The following is a 19,813-nucleotide window of genomic DNA, read 5'->3' as shown; positions in this document are numbered from 1 at the left end:
AGTGCGAGGCCACGCGAGGTCGCAAGCGCTCTGCGCTGCGGGGTGGCGCCAATTGCGCTATCGACGGAATCCCGCTATAGTCGCCGGCATGGTAACGATCCAGTTCCCCCTCTTTTCTCTTCAAGCCGGTGCGCCGCTACGTGCACTAGCGCTAGCGCGCCTGCCGCGCTGATCCCGCTCGCCCTCCGTCCGCTTCGTTCATTGTCAGCGTCGCCAACGGTGGCGCGAACACCCGAATTCCGTTTGTAGACACTGAACAAGTTCCCCCTGGAGACACGAAATGGCAGCAGACAAGCTCATCATCTTCGATACGACGTTGCGCGACGGCGAGCAGTCGCCCGGTGCGTCGATGACGAAGGAAGAGAAAATCCGCATCGCGAAGCAACTCGAGCGCATGAGGGTCGACGTGATCGAAGCGGGCTTCGCCGCCAGTTCGAACGGCGACTTCGACGCGATCCACACGATTGCCGGTCTGGTGAAGGACAGCACGGTCTGCTCGCTCGCCCGTGCGAACGACAAGGACATCCAGCGCGCCGCCGACGCGCTCAAACCCGCCGATCACTTCCGCATCCACACGTTCATCGCCACTTCGCCGCTGCACATGGAGAAGAAGCTGCGCATGTCGCCGGAGCAGGTGCTGGAGCAGGCGAAGCTCGCCGTGCGCTTCGCGCGCAAGTTCACCAACGACGTGGAGTTCTCGCCGGAAGACGGCAGCCGCTCGGACATGGATTTCCTGTGCCGCGTGCTGGAAGCCGTCATCAATGAAGGCGCGACCACGATCAACATCGCGGATACGGTCGGCTACGGCGTGCCCGAACTCTACGGCAACCTCGTGAAGACGCTGCGCGAGCGCATCCCGAACTCCGACAAGGCGGTGTTCTCGGTGCACTGCCACAACGACCTCGGCATGGCGGTGGCGAATTCGCTGGCTGGCGTGCACACGGGCGGCGCGCGCCAGGTCGAGTGCACGATCAACGGTCTGGGCGAGCGTGCGGGCAATACGTCGCTCGAAGAAATCGTGATGGCCGTGAAGACCCGCAAGGATTACTTCGGCCTCGACCTCGGCATCGACACCACGCAGATCGTGCCGGCATCGAAGCTCGTCTCGCAGATCACCGGTTTCGTCGTGCAGCCGAACAAGGCGGTGGTCGGCGCGAACGCGTTTGCGCACGCGTCGGGCATCCACCAGGACGGCGTGCTCAAGGCGCGCGATACCTACGAAATCATGCGCGCGGAAGACGTGGGCTGGAGCGCGAACAAGATCGTGCTCGGCAAGCTCTCGGGCCGCAACGCGTTCAAGCAGCGTCTGCAGGAACTGGGCATCCAGCTCGACAGCGAAGGCGAGCTGAACCAGGCATTCGCGCGCTTCAAGGAACTCGCCGACCGCAAGGCAGAAATCTTCGACGAAGACATCATCGCGATCGTCACCGAGGAATCGGCGCAAGCGCACGAGAAGGAACACTACAAGTTCATCTCGCTCGCGCAGCACTCGGAGACGGGCGAGCGTCCGCACGCACGTGTCGTGTTCTCGGCCGACGGCAAGGAAGTCACGGGCGAAGCCGCGGGCAACGGCCCCGTGGACGCCACGCTGAACGCCATCGAAACCGAAGTGGGCAGCGGCTCGGAACTGCTGCTCTATTCGGTGAACGCGATCACGACCGGTACGCAGGCGCAGGGCGAAGTGACGGTGCGTCTGTCGAAGGCGGGGCGCATCGTGAACGGCGTCGGCACCGATCCGGACATCGTCGCCGCTTCGGCGAAGGCGTATATCGCGGCGCTGAACAAGCTGTACTCGTCGGACAGCGACAAGCTCAATCCGCAGCGTTCGTAAGCGGCAGGCTCCACAACGCAAAACCCCCGCGCTCGCAGGAGCGCGGGGGTTTTATCTTTGTGCTGTCCTGTTTGTGGCGTCTTGTACCGCGTAGCAGCTCAGAACATGTTGCGGCGATCCGGGTCGTGCAGCGGATCGGGCGTCTTTTGCGTGAGGCGCAGGATGCCGTTGTCGTCGAAGTAGAAGCTGTAGAGCATGTACCAGACGCCCGTTTCCAGATAGCGATAGGTCCACACTTCACGCTTCATCAACGGGAAATACGACGTCTCCATCGGGCGGCCGAAGTTCACGAGCACGTCGGCGCGCGTCCACTTGCCGATCTCGGCGCGGTAGAACGCGTTGTCCTCCAGCACCTGGCGCACGTTGACGACCTTGCCGTGGCTGTCGACATCGGCGGCGACGGTGGTTTCGCCCATCGGCTGGGTGGGCCACATCAGGCGCTTGCCGCCGTCGGGCAGGTCGTAGGTTTCGCGCGGCGGGCCGAAGCGCGCGATCACGGCCTGGGCGTCGTCGCCCGTGTGGAACTGCGTCCACGGCTGCGCACAGCCGGCGAGCGCGAGCGCGCCGAGGGCGGCAGCCAGCGCGCGTCGTGCGCCGCGTGACCGTGAAGATGCGAGGCAGGGTGCGAGGGCAGTGGCAAGAAAACGGTTGAGCATGGAGTTCGCCGACGGCAAGGTCCCGACGACCGCAGTAATTGTCGAGTCGATATTTTGACATGCAATGTGCAGCGTGCGACGGGTGTCCAGCGGACTTGCCGCGGCGGCGCTTGCCGACCTATGATCCGCGCTTCGGATCATCGAGAACCGACGAGAGCAAGAGGACGAGGGCATGAGAGCACGAAGTGAACGAAGCTCACGCAGTTCACGATGGGGCCGCGCGGCAGCGCTGCTGGGGGCGCTGGCCCTTGGCCTCGCGATGGCCAAGGGCGCAGTGGCGCAGGCGGCACAGCCGAAGCAGGCCGGCACTGCGCCGGGCAGCCAGCCGACGCTCGCGCCTGTCCGTCTCGCGTTGATCGAGGGCATGTCCGGCCCGTTCGCCGATGCGGGTGCCGCAGTGGAGCGCAATCTGCGTTTCGGTGTCGAGCGCGTGAACGCGCGCGGTGGTGTCGTGCTGCGCGACGGGCGTCATCCGCTCGAACTCGTCGTGCTCGACAGCAAGGGCAGCACCGAGACGGCGCTGATGCAGTTGCGCGCCGCCGCCGACCGCCATATCGGCTTCGTCCTGCAGGGCAATAGCTCGGCGGTGGCGGCTGCGCTCGTGAAGGCGATCGATCGTCAGAATGTGCGCGATCCCGACAATCGCGCGCTGTTCCTCAACTACTCCGCCGTCGATCCCGCACTCACCGGCGCGGACTGCAGCTTCTGGCACTTCCGCTTCGATGCCCATGCGGGCATGCGCATGGACGCGCTTGCGGATGTGATCGCCGCCGATCAGTCGATCAAGAAGGTTTACCTGCTGAATCAGGACTACAGCTTCGGCCACGACGTGAGTGCGCTCGCACGCGCGGCGCTCGCGAAGCAGCGTCCCGATATCGCCGTGGTCGGCGACGAATTCCACCCGGTTGGCCGCGTGAAGGATTTTGCGCCGTACGTCTCGAAGATTCGCGCATCGGGCGCGGATGCCGTGATCACCGGCAACTGGGGCAACGACCTTGCGTTGCTCGTCAAGGCGGCGCGAGAGCAGGGCCTCGACACGAAGTTCTACACGTTCTATGGCAACAGCCTCGGCGCACCGGCGGCACTGGGCGAGGCGGGCGTGAAGCGCGTGATTGCCGTCGCCGAGTGGCATCCGAACGTGGGCGGCGCGGCGTCCGACGCCTGGTACGCGATATTCCGTGCGCGCTTTCCGGCGCCGCAGAACGACTATCCGGTGCTGCGCATGGTCATGCTCGTCGAGATGCTCGGGCAGGCGCTGACGAACGCGGGTTCCGCCGACCCGGCTGCGGTGGCGAAAGCGCTGGAAGGCATGCGCTTCACGGGCGACGAAAGCAGCTTCCATCCGATGTGGGTGCGCGCCGACGATCATCAGATAATCCAGCCCCTTTACGTGATGCAGATGGACAAGGCGGGCACGCCGGGCGTGCGCTTCGACAACGAGGGATCGGGATATGGTTTTCGCACCGTGCTCGCGCTGCCTCCGCAGCGCACCGCGCCTGCCATGACGTGCCGCATGAAGCGGCCCTGAGCGCTGTTCCTGGCTCGGCGGGCGCGCTTGCGGCCGGTTTGCAGTCCGGCCGCGAGCGCCCGTCCGCCGTGCCTGCTTTCCGCCAAATCCGCCCCGAATCCCCGCCCGGGGCGCGGCGTTCGCGGCAAATCGGGCTTGTGCTACAATACGCGCTTCGTCGTAACCCACGGCACGGCCTTTCTTCCGTGACCGCCCGTTAGTTTTAAAGGAAAAGCAAAATGTCCGTAGCAGATATCAAGAAGTCCGACATCGTCGCGCAATTCGCGCGCGGCACTGGCGACACGGGTTCCCCCGAAGTTCAGGTTGCACTCCTGACGTCGCGTATCAACGAACTGACCTCGCACTTCAAGTCGCACGCGAAGGATCACCACAGCCGCCGCGGTCTGCTGCGCATGGTGAGCCGCCGCCGCAAGCTGCTCGACTACCTGAAGGGCAAGGACGCTGACCGTTACCGCTCGCTGATCGAGAAGCTGGGTCTGCGCAAGTAACCGGAAGTTCTTCCAGCACGATGCCTGTGTCAGTTTCGCTGATGCAGGCATTTTGTTTTTGAACGGCGCGCTTCGCATCATGCGCACCGTTGAGCAGCACAATGCAGCACAAGTCGTAATAACCGTAATTGCAGTATCAGCGGGGCCGGACCACGAAGCAGAGCTTTGTGTCATTCCATCAGATCGCGTGTCGGTGCGCCGTCATGCGCGATTCGCTGGAATGGCATAACCACACCTCTTCTTGCGCGGCGCCGGTCCGTGTATTGCCGTGTCGCACGCCCACGGCGCGCCACGCAGCATAACAATGAGTAAGGAGTGACCAGACATGACCATGTTCAACAAAGTCGTGAAAGAGTTCAAATGGGGCCAGCATAACGTTCGCCTCGAAACGGGTGAAATCGCCCGTCAGGCAGGCGGCGCCGTCATCGTCGATGTCGAAGATACCGTCGTGCTCGCCACCGTCGTCGGCGCGAAGACCGCCAAGCCCGGCCAGGATTTCTTTCCGCTGACCGTCGACTACATCGAAAAGACCTATTCGGCCGGCAAGATCCCCGGCGGCTTCTTCCGCCGCGAAGGCCGTCCGTCCGAAGGCGAGACGCTGATCTCGCGCCTGATCGACCGTCCGCTGCGCCCGCTCTTCCCGGAAGGCTTCTACAACGAAGTGCAGGTTGTTATTCACGTGCTGTCGATCAACCCGGAAATCCCGGCTGACATCCCCGCGCTGATCGGCGCGTCGGCAGCGCTGGCCGTCTCGGGTCTGCCGTTCAACGGCCCGGTTGGCGCGGCTCGCGTCGGCTACCTCAACAACGAATACGTGCTGAACCCGACGCGCGCGCAGATCAAGGAATCGAGCCTCGACCTCGTCGTGGCCGGTACCGAGCGCGCAGTGCTGATGGTGGAATCGGAGGCGGAACAGCTGCCGGAAGACGTGATGCTCGGCGCCGTGGTGTTCGGCCACGAGCAGATGCAGACCGCCATCGACGCGATCCACGAACTCGTGCGTGACGGCGGCAAGCCCGAATGGGACTGGCAACCGGCGCCGAAGGACGAAGCGCTGATCGCCCGCATCACCGACATCGCCTACAACGAACTGCTCGCCGCCTATCAACTGCGCGACAAGCAGCAGCGCTCGGCCAAGCTGAAGGAAGTCTACGCAGCCACGTCGGCCAAGCTCGAGGAAGACGCCGCGGCAGCGGGCACGACGGCCGCCGACAAGGCGAGCGTCGGCAACGTGCTGTTCGATCTCGAAGCGAAGATCGTCCGCTCGCAGATCCTGAACGGCGAGCCGCGCATCGACGGCCGCGACACGCGCACGGTGCGCCCGATCGAGATCCGCACCGGCGTTCTGCCGCGCACGCACGGCTCGGCGCTCTTCACGCGCGGCGAAACGCAGGCGCTCGTCGTCGCGACGCTCGGCACCAAGGGCGATGAGCAGATCATCGACGCGCTCGAAGGCGAGTACCGCGACCGCTTCATGCTCCACTACAACATGCCCCCGTTCGCGACCGGCGAAACGGGCCGCGTCGGCTCGCCGAAGCGTCGTGAAATCGGCCACGGCCGTCTCGCGAAGCGCGCGCTCGTCGCGTGCCTGCCGAGCGCCGAAGAGTTCGGCTACTCGATCCGCGTCGTCTCGGAAATCACCGAGTCGAACGGTTCGTCGTCGATGGCATCGGTGTGCGGCGGCTGCCTCGCGCTGATGGACGCCGGCGTGCCGATGAAGGCGCACGTCGCGGGCATCGCGATGGGCCTGATCCTCGAAGGCAACAAGTTCGCGGTGCTGACCGATATTCTCGGCGACGAAGATCACCTCGGCGACATGGACTTCAAGGTGGCCGGTACGTCGGAAGGCGTGACGGCGCTGCAGATGGACATCAAGATCCAGGGCATCACCAAGGAAATCATGCAGGTGGCGCTCGCCCAGGCGAAGGAAGGCCGCATGCACATCCTCGGCAAGATGACCGAGGCCGTTTCGGGCGCGAACACGGAACTGTCGGCGTTCGCACCGCGCATGATCACCATCAAGATCAATCCGGAGAAGATCCGCGACGTGATCGGCAAGGGCGGTTCGGTGATCCGCGCGCTGACGGAAGAAACCGGCACGACCATCGACATCTCCGACGACGGCGTCGTGACCATCGCGAGCACGTCGAGCGAAGGCATGGCCGAAGCGAAGAAGCGCATCGAGAACATCACGGCCGAAATCGAAGTGGGCCAGGTGTACGAGGGTCCGGTCCTCAAGCTGCTGGACTTCGGCGCGATCGTGAACCTGCTGCCGGGCAAGGATGGTCTGCTGCACATTTCCGAGATCGCCAACGAGCGCATCAAGGACATCAACGACTATCTGAAGGAAGGCCAGATCGTGAAGGTCAAGGTCATCCAGACGGACGAGAAGGGCCGCGTGCGCCTGTCGGCCAAGGCGCTGCTGAATGAAGCAGCCAATGGCGGCGGTGCGCCGCAGGGCGAGCCGCAGCAGTAACGCGGCAGCCTGAAACGGCCGGCGGCGCAGCATGCGCACCGGCCGTTTTTTCTGATGGGTTGCCTGGAGCAGTGCCTGGATGGCCTTGCGCATGCACCGCGTGCGCAGCACCATCCGGACAAACGGAGACGAGATATGAACGCAGTCGAGATCACCGAATTCGGTTCGCCGGACGTACTCAAGCTGACCGAGCGCGCGATGCCCGAACCGAAAGCGGGTGAGGTGCTCATCAAGGTCGCGGCGTCGGGTGTGAACCGGCCGGACGTGTTCCAGCGCAAGGGCGCGTATGCGCCGCCGCCGGGCACTTCGGATCTGCCGGGGCTGGAAGTCGCGGGCGAGATTGTCGGCGGCACGATCGACGAGAAGAACAACCCGTTTGGCCTGAAGATGGGCGACCGCGTATGCGCGCTGATCGCGGGCGGCGGCTACGCCGAATATGCAGCGGCGCCGCTCGGCCAGTGCCTGCCGGTCCCGGCGGGGCTCTCCGATATCGAGGCCGCTTCGTTGCCCGAAACGTTCTTCACCGTGTGGAGCAACGTGTTCCAGCGCGGGCAGCTCGGTGCGGGCGAGGGCGGCGAGAACGAGACGCTGCTCGTGCAGGGCGGTTCGAGCGGCATCGGCGTGACGGCCATCCAGATGGCGCACGCGCTCGGCTATCGGGTGTTCGCGACCGCGGGCTCCGACGACAAGTGCCGCGCCTGCGAACAACTGGGTGCGGAACGCGCGATCAACTATCGCAGCGAAGATTTTGTCGAAGTCGTGAAGGCGCTCACGCAAAATCGCGGCGTCGACGTGATCCTCGATATGGTGGGCGGCGGCTATGTGCCGCGCGAACTTTCGGCGCTCGCGGACGGCGGCCGCATCGTGCTGATCGCGACGCTCGGCGGATCGAAGGCCGAAGTCAACGTGCACGAGATTCTGCGGCGACGCCTCACGATCACGGGCTCGACGCTGCGTGCGCGGCCGGTTGAATTCAAGGCGAACATCGCGCGGGAGCTGAAGGAGCGCGTGTGGCCGCTGATCGAAGCGGGCAGCATCAAGCCGGTGGTGTTCCGCGTGTTCCCTGCGGAGCAGGCCGCGCAGGCGCATGCGCTGATGGAAAGCAGCGAGCACGTCGGCAAGATCGTGCTCGATTGGGGTCGAAAGGCTTGACTTTTACGCGGCCGGGCGCGCGGATCATTCCTCGCGGTTTGACCCGCTTCCGCTTGACGAAGTAAAATTGTGCGTTTTGCGCTCGCTTTTAACGGCAACCGAAACAATGTCGAATCAACGATCCAAGCTTGTAGTCGGTAACTGGAAGATGCACGGCCGTCTCGCGGCCAACGCAGCACTATTGCAGGGCGTCGCGCGCGGCGCGCAGGCATTGCCGCGCGGCGTGGGTGTTGGCGTGTGCGTGCCGCATCCGTATCTTGCGCAGGCGCTGGCGCTGCTTGGCGGAAGCCGGGTGGCCTGGGGCGCGCAGGATGTCTCGGCGCACGAGCAGGGCGCGTTCACCGGCGAAGTTGCGGCGGGCATGATCGCCGACTTCGAGGCCGCGTATGCGATCGTGGGTCACTCGGAGCGGCGCGCTTATCATGGCGAAAGCTCCGGGGTCGTTGCGGCGAAGGCGCAGCGCGTGCTGGCGGCAGGGCTTACGCCCATCGTCTGCGTGGGCGAGACGCTCGAAGAGCGCGAATCCGGCGCGACCGAGCGCGTAGTCGGTGCGCAACTCGATGTGGTGCTCGCCGTGCTGTCGGTTGACGAAGCGGCGCGCATCGTCGTGGCTTACGAACCCGTTTGGGCCATCGGCACCGGCAAGAGCGCAAGCTCGGAGCAGGCGCAGCAGGTTCACGCGTTCTTGCGTACGCGTCTTGCCGCCAAGGGCGCGCAGGTCGTTAACGTGCCGCTGCTCTATGGCGGTAGCGTGAAGCCGGAGAATGCGGCGGAGCTGTTCCGTCAAGCCGATATCGACGGCGGCCTGATTGGCGGCGCGTCGTTGAAGGAAGGGGATTTTCTCGCGATTTGCGCGGCCGCTGGAGCGGGCGCGGATGTCGTGAGCTAAGAGCCCGCGCGTGCTCTTCGCAGGGGCGTGCAGGCTTCGTATGAATGTGTCTTTAGGTGACTGCAGATACCTTGAGACGCGTGCTCAACAAGGACTCAGGTGAGTGTCATGCTGTATTTGAAAACGTTGGTGATCGTCATTCAGCTTCTGTCGGCGCTCGGGGTGATCGGCCTCGTGTTGCTACAGCACGGCAAAGGCGCGGATATGGGCGCGGCTTTCGGTAGTGGCGCATCGGGCAGCCTGTTCGGCGCGAGCGGCTCCGCGAATTTCCTTTCGCGTACGACTGCAGTTCTTGCAACAGTGTTTTTTGTTTCAACTCTTGCATTAACTTACATCGGCTCGTATCATGCCAAACCTTCGGCGGGCGTGCTTGGTGCTTCGGCTCCTGCCCCGGTTGTAGCTTCGGCTCCGGTCGTTTCGGCACCTGTCGCTGCTTCGCCTGCGACGGCTGCAACTCCGGCTGCTGCTGCAGCTTCGGCGCCGAATCAAGGCAATGAAGTGCCGAAATAAATTGTTCGAAAAACTTGTTTTGTGCGTTGAACAAATCTCGAAAACAAGTTAGAATTTAAGTCTTGAAGCGATTCGCGGGCATAAATAAGATTGTTCTCCCGGATTGCATGTAGTGCCGACGTGGTGAAATTGGTAGACACGCTATCTTGAGGGGGTAGTGGCGAAAGCTGTGCGAGTTCGAGTCTCGCCGTCGGCACCAATGTTATCTAAAAATACCAGCCGCTTGCTTCAGCTCCGGCTGGTATTTTTTTGTCGTCTGTTCCGTATTTGTTTTTAGTTTGCAGCGCCAGGTACGTGTACGTGTAGTGATGCCCGCAGCGCGAAGCGCGCCTGCGGAACCCTGAACTAACCGATAGAGGAAAGCCTTGAACCTCGCAGCCTATTTCCCCGTCCTGTTGTTCCTCCTGGTGGGTATCGGTCTGGGCATAGCGCTGGTCACCATCGGCAAGATCCTCGGTCCCAATCGGCCAGATAGCGAAAAGAATTCGCCGTACGAGTGCGGCTTCGAAGCCTTCGAAGACGCGCGCATGAAGTTCGACGTACGCTACTACCTGGTCGCCATTCTCTTCATCATCTTCGATCTCGAAACCGCGTTTCTGTTTCCGTGGGGCGTTGCCCTGCGCGATATCGGCTGGCCCGGTTTTCTTTCGATGATGGTGTTTCTGCTCGAATTCCTGCTGGGCTTTGCCTACATCTGGAAGAAAGGCGGTCTTGACTGGGAATGATGGGTTAATCGCCGGATAGCATGGGTGGCCGGGATGGTCGTCCGTCTGGAGTGGAAAGCACATGAGTATCGAAGGGGTGTTGAAGGAGGGGTTTGTCACCACGACGGCTGACAAACTGATCAACTGGACGCGTACGGGCTCGCTGTGGCCGATGACGTTCGGTCTTGCGTGTTGCGCGGTGGAGATGATGCAGGCGGGTGCTTCCCGCTATGACCTCGACCGCTTCGGGGTGGTGTTCCGCCCGAGCCCGCGCCAGTCCGACGTGATGATCGTTGCCGGCACGCTGTGCAACAAGATGGCGCCCGCGCTGCGCAAGGTCTACGACCAGATGGCCGAGCCGCGTTGGGTGATCTCGATGGGTTCGTGCGCCAATGGTGGTGGCTATTACCACTATTCGTACTCGGTCGTGCGCGGCTGCGATCGCGTTGTGCCGGTCGACGTGTACGTGCCGGGCTGCCCGCCCACTGCCGAAGCCCTGATCTACGGGATCATCCAGTTGCAGGCGAAGATCCGCCGCACCAATACCATCGCCCGTCAATAAAGGCGCGAGCCTCCCCACAATATGGCAAGCAAACTCGAGACCCTGAAAGCGAACCTCGAAGCGGCCCTTGGTGCGCGCATCGTTAGCCTCACCGAGGCGCTTGGCGAGTTGACCCTCGTCGTCAAGGCGGCCGATTCTCTGTACGTCGCAAAGCAATTGCGGGACAATCGCGCGCTGCGTTTTGAGCAGCTCGTCGACCTGTGCGGCGTGGACTATCAGACCTACGGTGACGGTGCCTGGGAAGGCCAGCGTTTCGCCGCCGTGACGCATCTGCTCTCCGTTACGAACAACTGGCGTCTGCGTCTGCGCGTGTTTGCGCCGGACGACGACATGCCGATCGTGCCGTCGCTCGTCGAGATCTGGAATTCCGCGAACTGGTACGAGCGTGAAGCGTTCGATCTGTATGGCATCGTGTTCGAAGGCCACCCGGATCTGCGCCGGATTCTCACCGATTACGGTTTCATCGGCCATCCGTTCCGCAAGGACTTCCCGGTTTCGGGTTACGTCGAAATGCGTTACGACCCGGAGCAAAAGCGCGTGGTCTATCAGCCGGTGACCATCGAGCCGCGGGAAATCACGCCGCGTGTGATCCGCGAGGATCAGTACGGCGGTCTGAAGAGACACTAAGAGGGTCGCATGTCAGAGATCAAGAATTACACGCTCAACTTCGGCCCGCAGCACCCGGCAGCGCACGGTGTGCTGCGCCTCGTGCTCGAGCTCGATGGCGAAGTGATCCAGCGCGCCGATCCGCATATCGGCCTCCTGCATCGCGCCACCGAAAAGCTCGCCGAAAACAAGACGTTCATCCAGTCCGTGCCGTACATGGATCGTCTCGACTACGTGTCGATGATGGTCAACGAGCACGGCTATGTCCTCGCGATCGAAAAGCTGCTCGGCATCGAAGTGCCGGTGCGCGCGCAGTACATCCGCGTTCTGTTCGACGAAATTACCCGCGTGCTGAACCACCTGATGTGGATCGGCTCGCACGGGCTCGACGTCGGCGCCATGGCGGTCTTCCTCTACGCGTTCCGCGAGCGCGAAGACCTGATGGACGTCTACGAGGCGGTCTCGGGCGCGCGCATGCACGCTGCCTACTACCGTCCGGGCGGCGTTTATCGCGACCTGCCCGACACGATGCCTAAATTCAAGGCATCGAAGATCCGCAACGAGCGCGCGATCGCGAAGCTCAACGAAGCCCGCGAGGGTTCGGTGCTCGACTTCATCGACGATTTCTTCACGCGCTTCCCGGTTTGCGTCGACGAGTACGAAACGCTCCTGACCGACAACCGCATCTGGAAGCAGCGTCTCGTCGGCATCGGCGTCGTGAGCCCCGAGCGTGCACTGCAGCTCGGTCTCACGGGTGCGATGCTGCGCGGTTCGGGCATCGAATGGGATCTGCGCAAGAAGCAGCCGTACGAAGTCTACGACCGGATCGATTTCGACATTCCGGTTGGCGTGAACGGCGACTGCTACGACCGCTATCTCGTGCGTGTCGAAGAGATGCGCCAGTCCACGCGTATCGCGAAACAATGCATTGAGTGGCTGCGCAAGAATCCCGGCCCTGTGATGGTTGACAATTACAAGGTCGCGCCGCCCTCGCGCGTGAACATGAAGTCGAACATGGAAGAGCTGATTCACCACTTCAAGCTCTTCACCGAAGGCTTCCATGTGCCCGAAGGCGAAGCATACGCCGCCGTCGAGCATCCGAAGGGCGAGTTCGGCATCTATCTGGTGTCGGATGGCGCAAACAAGCCGTATCGTCTGAAAATCCGCGCACCGGGCTATGCCCACCTCTCGTCACTCGACGAGATGGCGCGCGGCCACATGATTGCCGACGCGGTGACGATCATCGGTACACAGGACATCGTGTTCGGCGAGATCGATCGCTAAGTCTGCAACATCTGGCGCGCCCCGATGGCTCGGGTGCGCGCCGCGCAACATGCCGGGAACGCCACGTCTGTCGCAGCACGCAGTCATGCAGCATGCGCGGCAGGTTTTCGTTCGGTAGGAATTGAAAGAGTCGTGTCTGAAAATGATCTCAGCTGAAGGCCTGAAAGAAATCGATCGCGCGTTGACGAAGTATCCCGCCGATAAGAAGCAGTCTGCCGTGATGGCGGCACTGGCCGTGGCTCAGGAAGAGCATGGCTGGCTGTCGCCCGAACTCATGCAGTTCGTCGCCGACTACCTTGGCATGCCGCCTGTAGCAGTCCAGGAAGTCGCTACGTTCTACACGATGTTCGAAACGAAACCGGTAGGCAAGCACAAGATCACGCTCTGCACGAACCTGCCGTGCCAGCTCGGCCCGGACGGCGGCTCGGAAAGCGCTGCCGAGTATCTGAAGCAGAAGCTCGGTATCGGCTTCGGCGAAACCACCCCCGACGGCATGTTCACCCTGAAAGAGGGCGAATGCATGGGCGCGTGCGGCGACGCACCGGTGATGCTCGTGAACAACCATCGCATGTGCAGCTTCATGAGCCGCGAGAAGATCGACCAGCTGCTCGAGGAACTTTCGAAATGACCTCACTGCACGACCGTCACATCAAACCGCTGATTCTCGCCGGCCTGAACGGCGACAACTGGCATCTCGAAGACTACGTCGCGCGCGGCGGCTACAAGCAGCTGCGCCGTATTCTCGAAGAAAAAATCCCGCCCGAGCAGGTGATCGCCGACGTCAAGGCGTCGGGTCTGCGCGGCCGCGGCGGCGCGGGCTTCCCGACCGGCCTGAAGTGGAGCTTCATGCCGCGTCAGTTCCCGGGCCAGAAGTATCTCGTGTGCAATTCGGACGAGGGCGAACCCGGCACGTTCAAGGATCGCGACATCCTGCGCTGGAACCCGCACTCGGTGATCGAGGGCATGGCCATCGGCGCGTACGCGATGGGCATCACCGTCGGCTACAACTACATCCACGGTGAGATCTTCGAGGTCTATCGCCGCTTCGAGGCTGCGCTGGAAGAAGCGCGCCAGGCGGGCTACCTCGGCGACAACATCCTCGGCACGGACTTCACGTTCCAGCTGCACGCGCACCACGGTTATGGCGCGTACATCTGCGGCGAAGAAACCGCGCTGCTCGAATCGATCGAAGGCAAGAAGGGCCAGCCGCGCTTCAAGCCGCCGTTCCCGGCGAGCTTCGGCATCTACGGCAAGCCCACCACGATCAACAACACCGAGACGTTCGCCGCGGTGCCGTTCCTGCTGGCCATCGGCCCGCAGGCCTACATGGAACTCGGCAAGCCGAACAACGGCGGCACGAAGATTTTCTCGATCGGCGGCGACATCGCGCGTCCGGGCAACTACGAAGTTCCGCTCGGCACGCCGTTCGCCACGCTCATGGAACTCGCCGGCGGCGTGCGCGACGGCAAGAAGCTCAAGGCCGTGATTCCGGGCGGTTCGTCGTCGCCGGTCATTCCGGGCGATCTGATGATGCAGACCGATCTGGACTACGACTCGATCGCGAAGGCGGGTTCGATGCTGGGTTCGGGCGCGGTCATCGTCATGGACGAAACGCGCTGCATGGTGCGCTCGCTCATGCGTCTGTCGTACTTCTATTTCGAAGAGTCGTGCGGCCAGTGCACGCCGTGCCGCGAAGGCACGGGCTGGCTGTATCGCGTCGTGAAGCGCATCGAGCACGGCGAGGGCCGCCAGGAAGATCTGGATCTGCTGAATTCGGTCGCCGGCAACATCATGGGCCGCACGATCTGCGCGCTCGGCGATGCGGCGGCCATGCCGGTGCGCGGCATGCTCAAGCACTACTGGGACGAATTCGAATATCACGTGCAACACAAGCGTTGCCTCGTAGGCGGACATGCCGGTTCGCATACGGCATCGGAGACGGCGACCGCCTGAGGGCGAAACGAAGGGCAGGTGCGTTGGGCGGGTACCGCGCAGGACGAAGCAACGGGGTAGACCGCCGTGAATCATCGAGCGGTAACAGGTTAGGGACGATTAACCATCATGGTTGAACTTGAAATAGACGGCAAGAAGGTGGAGGTGCCCGAGGGCAGCATGGTGATCCAGGCTGCGCAGCGGGTGGACACCTATATTCCGCACTTCTGCTATCACAAGAAGCTGTCGATCGCGGCCAACTGCCGGATGTGTCTTGTCGAAGTCGAGAAGATGCCGAAGGCCGTGCCCGCGTGCGCGACGCCGGTATCCCAGGGCATGATCGTGCATACGACGTCCGAGAAGGCCGTCGCGGCACAGCAGTCCGTGATGGAGTTCCTGCTGATCAACCACCCGCTGGATTGCCCGATCTGCGATCAGGGCGGCGAGTGCCAGCTGCAGGATCTCGCGGTGGGCTACGGCAAGTCGGCTTCGCGCTACAGCGAAGAAAAGCGCGTGGTGTTCCACAAGAATGTCGGCCCGCTCATCTCGATGGAAGAGATGTCGCGCTGCATTCACTGCACGCGCTGCGTGCGCTTCGGCGACGAAATCGCCGGCGTGATGGAACTCGGCATGCTCGGCCGCGGCGAACACTCGGAAATCACGTCGTTCGTCGGCAAGACGGTCGACTCGGAACTCTCGGGCAACATGATCGACCTGTGCCCGGTCGGCGCGCTCACGAGCAAGCCGTTCCGCTACAGCGCCCGCTCGTGGGAACTGTCGCGCCGCAAGTCGGTGAGCCCGCACGATTCGACCGGTGCAAACGTCGTCGTGCAGGTGAAGAACAACCGCGTGATGCGCGTGCTGTCGCACGAGAACGAAGCCATCAACGAATGCTGGATCTCGGACAAGGACCGCTTCTCGTATGAAGCGCTGAACAGCGAAGAGCGCCTGACCCGCCCGATGATCAAGCAGGGCGGCCAGTGGATTGAAACCGACTGGCAGGCTGCGCTCGAATATGTCGTGAAGGGCATCAAGGGCATTCGCAGCGAGCACGGCGAAAACGCCATCGCTGCACTCGCGAGCCCGCACAGCACGACTGAAGAACTCTATCTGCTCAAGCAGTTTGCCGATGCGATCGGCACGCCGAACATCGACTTCCGTCTGCGCCAGAGCGACTTCTCGGCACCGCTGAACGGCACGCCGTGGCTCGGCACGAAGATCGCCGATCTGTCCTACGCGGACGCCGCGTTCGTGGTCGGCTCGTTCCTGCGCCGCGATCACGCGCTGTTCGCCGCGCGTCTGCGTCAGGCCGCGAAGGGCGGCGCGAAGATCACGCTGCTGCAGGCCACGGGCGACAACTCGCTGATCGCCAGCGCGAAGCGCATCGTCGCTGCACCGTCGGCCTGGTTCGACGAACTCGCAGGCGTGGCGGTTGCAGTTGCCGAAGCGAAGGGCGTTGCGGTTCCGGAAGCCTTCGCGGGCGTGCAGGCAAGCGACGCCGCGAAGCAGGTTGCGGCCTCGCTCGCAAGCGGCGAACGCCGTTTCGTGCTGCTCGGCAACGCGGTCGTTCAGCATCCTGATTTCTCGCGTCTGCATGCTGCGGCGCAATTCATTGCCGATACGACCGGCGCGAAGCTCGGCTTCCTCACGGAAGCGGGCAACACGGTCGGCGCGCACCTCGCGGGCGCGCTCCCCGGCAACGGCGGCCTCAACGCACGCGAAGCGTTCGAGCAGCCGCGCAAGGGTTATCTGCTCCTGAACGTCGAGCCGGAATTCGACACGGCCAACCCGGCCGCGGCGCGCGCAGCGCTCGGCCAGGCTGAAATGGTCGTGGTGTTCTCGCCGTTCAAGACCGGTCTCGAGTACGCAGACGTGCTGCTGCCGATCGCGCCGTACACCGAAACCTCGGGTACGTTCGTGAACGCCGAAGGCACGGTGCAGAGCTTCAACGGCGTCGTGCGCCCGCTCGGCGAAACGCGCCCGGCGTGGAAGGTGCTGCGCGTGCTGGGCACGCTGCTCGGCGCGCATGGCTTCGAGTACGAAACGGCCGAAGAAGTGCGCGTCAAGGCGCTCGGCGACGGCAACTTCGAGCAGCGTCTGTCGAACAAGACCGGCGCGCAACTCGCGAAGGGTCCGGCGCCCCGTGCAGCTGCGGGCAGCTTCGAACGCCTCGCCGATGTACCGATCTATCACGCCGACCCGCTCGTGCGCCGCGCCGATGCGCTGCAACTCACGGCGGCGGCCCGCGTGGCGAATGCAGTCGGCCTGCCGGCAGCGCTCTTCGATCAGCTGGGCCTGAAGGAAGGCGACGCGGTACGCGTGCGCCAGGGCGAGCTGTCCGTGAGCGCGCCCGCAACGCGCGACGCGAATCTAGCGCCGACGGTGGTGCGCGTGTCGGCGGCGACGCCGGTGGGTGCGCAGCTCGGCAGCCTGTTCGGTGAACTGCTGGTGGAGAAGGCCTAAATGAGCTTGTTCGATACGATCAATGCAGGCGGCAGCCAGCTGCTCGGCGTGGCGTGGCCCACCGTGTGGGCGCTGGTGCGCATTCTCGTCGTCGCAGTGGTGATCCTGTTGTGCGTCGCGTACCTGATCCTCTGGGAGCGCAAGCTCATCGGCTGGATGCACGTGCGTCTCGGTCCGAACCGCGTCGGTCCCGCAGGTCTTCTGCAGCCGATTGCCGACGTGCTGAAGTTGCTGCTCAAGGAAGTGATTCAGCCGGCGCAGGCGAGCCGCTGGATTTACATGATCGCGCCGATCATGGTGGTGGTGCCGGCGTTCGCGATCTGGGCGGTGATCCCGTTCCAGGCAGGCGCGGTGCTCGGCAACATCAACGCGGGTCTGCTCTACGTGATGGCGATCTCGTCGGTCGGCGTCTACGGCGTGATTCTCGCGGGCTGGGCCTCGAACTCGAAGTACGCGTTCCTCGGCGCGATGCGCGCGGCGGCACAGATGGTGTCGTACGAAATCGCGATGGGTTTCGCGCTCGTTATCGTGCTGATGGTGTCGGGCAGCCTGAATCTCTCGGACATCGTCCAGGGCCAGATGCGCGGCATGTTCGCAGGCTGGGGCATCACGTTCCTCTCGTGGAACTGGCTGCCGCTGCTGCCGATGTTCGTCATCTACTTCATCTCGGGCATTGCTGAAACGAACCGCCACCCGTTCGACGTGGTGGAAGGCGAATCGGAAATCGTTGCAGGTCACATGATCGACTACTCGGGGATGGGCTTCGCGCTGTTCTTCCTCGCCGAGTACATCAACATGATCGTGATTTCGGCGCTGGCTTCGGTGCTGTTCCTCGGTGGCTGGAGCGCGCCGTTCGGCTTCCTCGATTTCATCCCGGGCATCTTCTGGCTCGTGCTGAAAGTCTTCCTCCTGCTGTCGATGTTCATCTGGGCCCGCGCGACGTTCCCGCGTTATCGCTATGACCAGATCATGCGTCTCGGCTGGAAGGTGTTTATTCCCGTGTCTCTCGTGTGGCTCATCGTGGTTGGCTTCTGGTACATGTCGCCGCTGAGCATCTGGAAATAAAGGGCGGACGAGACCATGAACGCTATCCAAAACTTCTTCAAGACGTTCTTCCTGACCGAGCTGCTGCAGGGGCTCGCGCTGACCGGCCGTTATGCGTTCAAGCGCAAGTTCACGGTGCAGTTCCCGGAAGAAAAGACCCCGATGTCGCCGCGTTTTCGCGGGCTGCATGCGCTGCGCCGCTACGAAAACGGCGAAGAGCGCTGCATCGCGTGCAAGCTGTGCGAGGCCGTGTGCCCCGCGCTCGCAATCACGATCGAATCGGAAGTGCGCGAGGACAACACGCGCCGCACGACGCGCTACGACATCGACCTGACCAAGTGCATCTTCTGCGGCTTCTGCGAAGAGAGCTGCCCGGTCGACTCGATCGTCGAAACGCACATTCTCGAGTATCACGGCGAGAAGCGCGGCGATCTGTATTTCACGAAGGACATGCTGCTGGCAGTCGGCGATCGCTACGAAGCACAGATCGCAGCAAACAAGGCAGCGGATGCACCGTACCGTTGATCTTCAGTTTGACGCTGCATCGGCCCGCGGTCGGGCCGGACAGCGGGACACGCTTGTGCCTTCCGCCCGCGTGTCGCCGCACCTTGACCGCCGCGGCGCGGCGCACTCTGGTCTGGCCGCCAGTTTGCACCGCGCACTCCGCCTCACGATGGCCTCAACGATGAACCAGTAATCATGGAATTCACGACCGTCTTGTTCTACATCTTCGCGCTGCTGCTGACGTTGTCAGCGCTGAAGGTGATCACGTCGCGCAACCCCGTCGCGTCGGCGCTTTTCCTCGTTCTCGCGTTCTTCAACGCGGCTGCGATCTGGATGCTGCTGGAGGCGGAATTCCTCGCGATCCTGCTGGTGCTCGTCTACGTGGGCGCCGTGATGGTGCTGTTCCTGTTCGTGGTGATGATGCTGGACATCAACATCGACGTACTGAACCGCGACATCAAACGCTTCGTGCCGGTGGCGACCGTGGTGGGCGCGATCATCGTGATCGAAACCGCGCTGATCCTCTGGCACGGTTACGGCGCGACGACCACGCCGGTGCCCGATACGTCGGCCGCCGCAGCGTCGGCGCTGTCGAACGCGCATCTGATCGGCAAGATTATTTACACCGACTACATCTTCGCCTTCGAAGTGGCTGGCCTCGTGCTGCTGGTCGCTATCGTCGCGGCGATTGCGCTGACAGCGCGTGAGCCGAAGGACGCGAAGCGCCAAAACGTTTCGAAGCAGGTCCGCGTGCGTCGCGAGGACCGCGTGCGTCTCGTGAAGATGCCCGCCGCGAAGGAACTTCCGCAAGAGCCTGTCGCGAACGAAAATGCGACCGGCAGCAACAGCTGATCGCGCTAGAGAGACCTTATGTTGACCCTTGCCCACTATCTCGTCCTCGGCGCGATCCTGTTTGCGATCTCGATCGTCGGCATTTTTCTCAACCGCCGCAACGTCATCATCATCCTGATGGCGATTGAGCTGATGCTTCTGGCGGTGAACACGAACTTCGTTGCGTTCTCACATTACCTCGGTGATGTGCACGGACAGATCTTCGTGTTCTTCGTACTGACCGTCGCAGCTGCGGAAGCTGCGATTGGTCTGGCTATTCTCGTGACCTTGTTCCGTAGTCTCGACACGATCAACGTCGAGGATCTCGATCAGCTCAAAGGTTAAGGCAGGCT

19 protein-coding genes and 1 tRNA gene are annotated in these 19,813 nt (G+C 63.0%); 19 read left to right on the top strand and 1 reads right to left on the bottom strand.

Annotation, left to right across the window (positions count from 1 at the left end):
- The first annotated feature begins 280 nt into the window (after positions 1-280).
- Positions 281-1,831: a 2-isopropylmalate synthase gene (locus ACFPTO_RS16280; protein WP_377712731.1), complete on the top strand. Its 1,551-nt coding sequence runs from the start codon at positions 281-283 to the stop codon at positions 1,829-1,831.
- A 98-nt stretch (positions 1,832-1,929) separates the two neighbouring features.
- Here ACFPTO_RS16280 and ACFPTO_RS16275 read toward each other — a convergent pair whose 3' ends face one another.
- Positions 1,930-2,487, bottom strand: coding sequence for a hypothetical protein (locus ACFPTO_RS16275; RefSeq protein ID WP_377712729.1), 558 nt, complete (start codon positions 2,485-2,487; stop codon positions 1,930-1,932).
- Between the two features lie 172 nt (positions 2,488-2,659).
- On the opposite strand from ACFPTO_RS16275, the gene ACFPTO_RS16270 reads away from it, so the two are divergent.
- The 18 genes from ACFPTO_RS16270 (at position 2,660) to nuoK (ending at position 19,805) form a co-directional block, all read left to right on the top strand.
- Positions 2,660-4,015: a branched-chain amino acid ABC transporter substrate-binding protein gene (locus ACFPTO_RS16270; RefSeq protein ID WP_377712727.1), complete on the top strand. Its 1,356-nt coding sequence runs from the start codon at positions 2,660-2,662 to the stop codon at positions 4,013-4,015.
- Positions 4,016-4,233: 218 nt separating this feature from the next.
- Positions 4,234-4,503: a 30S ribosomal protein S15 gene (gene rpsO / locus ACFPTO_RS16265; protein WP_293041694.1), complete on the top strand. Its 270-nt coding sequence runs from the start codon at positions 4,234-4,236 to the stop codon at positions 4,501-4,503.
- A 325-nt stretch (positions 4,504-4,828) separates the two neighbouring features.
- Entirely contained in the window at positions 4,829-6,979 is a 2,151-nt protein-coding gene (pnp, locus tag ACFPTO_RS16260) for a polyribonucleotide nucleotidyltransferase (protein WP_377712725.1), read from the top strand.
- A gap of 135 nt (positions 6,980-7,114) precedes the next feature.
- Positions 7,115-8,131, top strand: a complete 1,017-nt coding sequence (locus ACFPTO_RS16255) for an NAD(P)H-quinone oxidoreductase (RefSeq protein WP_377712723.1) — start codon at positions 7,115-7,117, stop codon at positions 8,129-8,131.
- Positions 8,132-8,237: 106 nt separating this feature from the next.
- Entirely contained in the window at positions 8,238-9,020 is a 783-nt protein-coding gene (tpiA, locus tag ACFPTO_RS16250; RefSeq protein WP_377712721.1) for a triose-phosphate isomerase, read from the top strand.
- A gap of 108 nt (positions 9,021-9,128) precedes the next feature.
- Entirely contained in the window at positions 9,129-9,530 is a 402-nt protein-coding gene (gene secG, locus ACFPTO_RS16245; protein WP_377712719.1) for a preprotein translocase subunit SecG, read from the top strand.
- Between the two features lie 114 nt (positions 9,531-9,644).
- Positions 9,645-9,729, top strand: a tRNA-Leu gene (locus ACFPTO_RS16240).
- Between the two features lie 166 nt (positions 9,730-9,895).
- Positions 9,896-10,255 carry an NADH-quinone oxidoreductase subunit A gene (locus ACFPTO_RS16235; RefSeq protein ID WP_377712717.1) on the top strand — a complete coding sequence of 120 codons (360 nt, stop codon included), beginning with the start codon at positions 9,896-9,898 and terminating at the stop codon, positions 10,253-10,255.
- 61 nt (positions 10,256-10,316) lie between these two features.
- A complete protein-coding gene (locus ACFPTO_RS16230; RefSeq protein WP_293039567.1) occupies positions 10,317-10,796 on the top strand; it encodes a NuoB/complex I 20 kDa subunit family protein in 480 nt (159 codons plus the stop codon).
- A gap of 21 nt (positions 10,797-10,817) precedes the next feature.
- Positions 10,818-11,423: an NADH-quinone oxidoreductase subunit C gene (locus tag ACFPTO_RS16225; protein WP_377712715.1), complete on the top strand. Its 606-nt coding sequence runs from the start codon at positions 10,818-10,820 to the stop codon at positions 11,421-11,423.
- 9 nt (positions 11,424-11,432) lie between these two features.
- Complete coding sequence (locus ACFPTO_RS16220) at positions 11,433-12,686, top strand: NADH-quinone oxidoreductase subunit D (protein ID WP_377712713.1); 1,254 nt, start codon at positions 11,433-11,435, stop codon at positions 12,684-12,686.
- 142 nt (positions 12,687-12,828) lie between these two features.
- Positions 12,829-13,314, top strand: coding sequence for an NADH-quinone oxidoreductase subunit NuoE (gene nuoE / locus ACFPTO_RS16215; protein WP_377712711.1), 486 nt, complete (start codon positions 12,829-12,831; stop codon positions 13,312-13,314).
- Positions 13,311-14,639, top strand: a complete 1,329-nt coding sequence (nuoF, locus tag ACFPTO_RS16210) for an NADH-quinone oxidoreductase subunit NuoF (RefSeq protein WP_377712709.1) — start codon at positions 13,311-13,313, stop codon at positions 14,637-14,639. The genes nuoE and nuoF overlap by 4 nt, the downstream gene beginning before the upstream one ends.
- A gap of 108 nt (positions 14,640-14,747) precedes the next feature.
- Complete coding sequence (nuoG, locus tag ACFPTO_RS16205; RefSeq protein WP_377712707.1) at positions 14,748-17,081, top strand: NADH-quinone oxidoreductase subunit NuoG; 2,334 nt, start codon at positions 14,748-14,750, stop codon at positions 17,079-17,081.
- Positions 17,082-18,146: an NADH-quinone oxidoreductase subunit NuoH gene (gene nuoH, locus ACFPTO_RS16200; protein WP_377712705.1), complete on the top strand. Its 1,065-nt coding sequence runs from the start codon at positions 17,082-17,084 to the stop codon at positions 18,144-18,146.
- Between the two features lie 15 nt (positions 18,147-18,161).
- Positions 18,162-18,650 carry an NADH-quinone oxidoreductase subunit NuoI gene (gene nuoI / locus ACFPTO_RS16195; protein WP_296657503.1) on the top strand — a complete coding sequence of 163 codons (489 nt, stop codon included), beginning with the start codon at positions 18,162-18,164 and terminating at the stop codon, positions 18,648-18,650.
- A gap of 174 nt (positions 18,651-18,824) precedes the next feature.
- On the top strand, positions 18,825-19,481 hold the full coding sequence (locus ACFPTO_RS16190) for an NADH-quinone oxidoreductase subunit J (protein ID WP_296657505.1): 657 nt from the start codon (positions 18,825-18,827) through the stop codon (positions 19,479-19,481).
- An 18-nt stretch (positions 19,482-19,499) separates the two neighbouring features.
- Positions 19,500-19,805 carry an NADH-quinone oxidoreductase subunit NuoK gene (gene nuoK, locus ACFPTO_RS16185; RefSeq protein ID WP_006052894.1) on the top strand — a complete coding sequence of 102 codons (306 nt, stop codon included), beginning with the start codon at positions 19,500-19,502 and terminating at the stop codon, positions 19,803-19,805.
- The last annotated feature ends 8 nt before the right edge of the window (positions 19,806-19,813 follow it).

It is taken from the genome of Paraburkholderia denitrificans (genome assembly GCF_042655705.1).
GTDB classification, from domain to species: Bacteria; Pseudomonadota; Gammaproteobacteria; order Burkholderiales; family Burkholderiaceae; genus Paraburkholderia; species Paraburkholderia denitrificans.
The sequence above is the reverse complement of the archived record's forward strand: the minus strand, read 5'-3'. Positions and strand labels throughout refer to the sequence as shown.

Bases quoted from the DNA above. Each gene is read 5' to 3' on its own strand.
- nuoI (WP_296657503.1), top strand. From the start codon at position 18,162: ATGAACGCTATCCAAAACTTCTTCAAGACGTTCTTCCTGACCGAGCTG.
- nuoF (WP_377712709.1), top strand. From the start codon at position 13,311: ATGACCTCACTGCACGACCGTCACATCAAACCGCTGATTCTCGCCGGC.
- secG (WP_377712719.1), top strand. From the start codon at position 9,129: ATGCTGTATTTGAAAACGTTGGTGATCGTCATTCAGCTTCTGTCGGCG.
- rpsO (WP_293041694.1), top strand. From the start codon at position 4,234: ATGTCCGTAGCAGATATCAAGAAGTCCGACATCGTCGCGCAATTCGCG.
- pnp (WP_377712725.1), top strand. From the start codon at position 4,829: ATGACCATGTTCAACAAAGTCGTGAAAGAGTTCAAATGGGGCCAGCAT.
- ACFPTO_RS16270 (WP_377712727.1), top strand. From the start codon at position 2,660: ATGAGAGCACGAAGTGAACGAAGCTCACGCAGTTCACGATGGGGCCGC.
- ACFPTO_RS16190 (WP_296657505.1), top strand. From the start codon at position 18,825: ATGGAATTCACGACCGTCTTGTTCTACATCTTCGCGCTGCTGCTGACG.
- ACFPTO_RS16230 (WP_293039567.1), top strand. From the start codon at position 10,317: ATGAGTATCGAAGGGGTGTTGAAGGAGGGGTTTGTCACCACGACGGCT.
- nuoG (WP_377712707.1), top strand. From the start codon at position 14,748: ATGGTTGAACTTGAAATAGACGGCAAGAAGGTGGAGGTGCCCGAGGGC.
- nuoK (WP_006052894.1), top strand. From the start codon at position 19,500: ATGTTGACCCTTGCCCACTATCTCGTCCTCGGCGCGATCCTGTTTGCG.
- nuoE (WP_377712711.1), top strand. From the start codon at position 12,829: ATGATCTCAGCTGAAGGCCTGAAAGAAATCGATCGCGCGTTGACGAAG.
- ACFPTO_RS16220 (WP_377712713.1), top strand. From the start codon at position 11,433: ATGTCAGAGATCAAGAATTACACGCTCAACTTCGGCCCGCAGCACCCG.
- tpiA (WP_377712721.1), top strand. From the start codon at position 8,238: ATGTCGAATCAACGATCCAAGCTTGTAGTCGGTAACTGGAAGATGCAC.
- ACFPTO_RS16225 (WP_377712715.1), top strand. From the start codon at position 10,818: ATGGCAAGCAAACTCGAGACCCTGAAAGCGAACCTCGAAGCGGCCCTT.
- nuoH (WP_377712705.1), top strand. From the start codon at position 17,082: ATGAGCTTGTTCGATACGATCAATGCAGGCGGCAGCCAGCTGCTCGGC.
- ACFPTO_RS16280 (WP_377712731.1), top strand. From the start codon at position 281: ATGGCAGCAGACAAGCTCATCATCTTCGATACGACGTTGCGCGACGGC.
- ACFPTO_RS16275 (WP_377712729.1), bottom strand. From the start codon at position 2,487: ATGCTCAACCGTTTTCTTGCCACTGCCCTCGCACCCTGCCTCGCATCT.
- ACFPTO_RS16255 (WP_377712723.1), top strand. From the start codon at position 7,115: ATGAACGCAGTCGAGATCACCGAATTCGGTTCGCCGGACGTACTCAAG.